Source organism: Rhodopirellula maiorica SM1 (assembly GCF_000346295.1).
GTDB lineage: Bacteria > Planctomycetota > Planctomycetia > Pirellulales > Pirellulaceae > Novipirellula > Novipirellula maiorica.
This window is the reverse complement of sequence record NZ_ANOG01000723.1, coordinates 1-2216: the sequence shown is the minus strand read 5'-3', so window position 1 is coordinate 2216 and position 2216 is coordinate 1. Positions and strand designations below refer to the sequence as shown.

The following is a 2216-nucleotide window of genomic DNA, read 5'->3' as shown; positions in this document are numbered from 1 at the left end:
GAGCCCCCACGATTTCTAGGACTATTCCCAAGCTAGTTCTGCGTTGTGCATTTACAAAACCGGCCTTTCTCACGTAAACTGCCGTGCTTCGCTCGGGATCCCTTTGTCCCGACTTCTGTGCGATTGTTCGTTTTCCCCCGTAGTTTCCTGTGTTTGAATCTCTATCTGATGGTCTGCAGTCTGCTTTTAAGAGCCTGTCCGGCAAGGGCAAGCTTACCGAAAGCAATATGCGCGACGGGCTCGATATTGTTCAGAAATCGATGCTCGAGGCGGACGTTAGCTACTCCGTCGTCCAAGATTTCATGGGGCATGTGTCGGAAAAGGCACTGGGCAAGCGAGTCCTGCTAAGTCTTCGTCCGAACGAAGAATTGGTGCGAATCGTTCACGACGAGTTGATTTCGATCCTCGGTCCAGTCGATTCCTCGCTGCATTTGAAGAGCGAAGGCCCCACCGTCATCATGCTCTGCGGTTTGCAGGGAAGTGGTAAAACGACGACGTGTGGTAAGCTTTCGCAGCTACTCAAAGAACAAGACATCAAGCCGATGCTGGTCGCGGCCGACTTGCAGCGTCCGGCGGCGATCGAGCAGTTGCACGTCATTGGCCGCCAATTAGACATTCCGGTCTACAGCGAAGCGGACAACAAAGATCCGGTCAAAGTTTGTCAAAACGGGGTCGCCAAGGCGAAAGCCGAGGGCGCACGCGTCGTCATCCTGGACACCGCCGGCCGGTTGGCGATTGATGACGAATTGATGGCCGAATTGGCCAAGATCGATAAAAAGGTCGGGCCAGATCAAGTTTATCTGGTTGTCGACGGAATGACCGGTCAAGACGCGGTCAACAGTGCCGGGGCGTTTAACGACGCGTTGGAGCTGGACGGCGTGATCATGACCAAGTTGGACGGCGACGCCCGTGGTGGTGCGTTGTTGTCGGTCAAGCACGTCACTGGCGTACCGATCAAATTTATCGGAACGGGCGAGCACTTTGATGCTCTGGAGCCGTTTCGGCCCGAAGGCATGGCGAGCCGCATTTTGCAGATGGGCGATATCGTCGCCGCCGCTCGCGAAGCCCACCGGATTGTCGATGAAAGCGAACGCGAAGAGCTTGAGGCCAAGATGGCTTCGGGCGACTTCACGCTCGATGATTTCAAAAACATGATGGAAAAGGTCGCCAAGCCTGGGTTGATGGGCAAGATGATGGGCCTGATGCCTGGCATGGGCCAATTCAAAGAGATGATGGACAGCGAGGAAGCTGCGGGCGGGATTCGCCAAACCATCGGCGCGATCAACAGCATGACGATGGAAGAGCGTCGGAATCCCAAGCTGATTGACGCGCATCGACGAACGCGGATCGCCAAGGGAGCCGGGGTTCAGTCGCCCGTGATCACCCAGTTGGTCAAGCAGTTCGAGATGATGAAGCCGCTGATGCAAGGCATGATGGGCCAAGGTGCCGGCGGGCGGATGAAGATGATGCAGCAGATGCAAAGCAGCGGCATGTTGAACAATCCCGGAATGGGCGGGATGAAGGTCAAAAAAGGGACTGGCGAACGATTGTCGCCAGCCGAGAAAAGAAAACGGAAGAAAGAACGCGACAAAATGTTGCGAAAGATGAAACGCAAAGGCTAGTGGTTTTGCAGTAGCGAAACTCGCCAAGAGTTTCGGCAAGCACAGTGAAGCTTCGAAAGTCTTGGCGACTTTCGCTACGGTTGAGCTCTAAGGCCTAGTTGCACAAACCGCATTGCGGGCAAGCTGGAAGCCAAATTCCAGCGTAACGATTCAGATGAAGTAAAGAGATGCCAGTACGTTCTGGCACCGACCCGGCGTGGAAAAAGTATTTTCCGCCCTAGGCAGTCTGACTAGAAGTGAAACCCCTGTATCGATTGAGAAGCAGTTAATGGCAGTAAGAATTCGAATGAAGAAGATGGGCCGGACTCACCGCCCGTTTTTTCGTGTATGTGTGATGGATCAACGCAGTCCTCGTGACGGTCGTGTGATCGAAGAAGTTGGCTATTACGATCCAATGTGCCCCGAGACCGATGCACGGGTGACGCTGAAGTCAGACCGAATCGACCATTGGTTGAGCGTGGGTGCTCAGCCAAGCGAAGGCGTTGCGACCTTCATCAAAAAGTATGGCACCAACGGTAGCCATCTTGATAAGCAAGAGGCGGCACGCGAGCGATTGGGCAAGCGAAAAGAGTACACGCCTGCTCCGGAAGCACC

General features: G+C 54.6%; 2 protein-coding genes. Both read left to right on the top strand.

Annotated features, from left to right (window positions below; genetic code table 11):
- The first annotated feature begins 149 nt into the window (after nucleotides 1–149).
- Nucleotides 150–1622 (top strand): signal recognition particle protein, encoded by a 1473-nt coding sequence (ffh, locus tag RMSM_RS23410; RefSeq protein ID WP_040769149.1) that lies wholly within the window; start codon nucleotides 150–152, stop codon nucleotides 1620–1622.
- A 268-nt stretch (nucleotides 1623–1890) separates the two neighbouring features.
- A partial coding sequence (rpsP, locus tag RMSM_RS43630) for a 30S ribosomal protein S16 (RefSeq protein ID WP_081614294.1) occupies nucleotides 1891–2216 on the top strand: 326 nt, incomplete at its 3' end.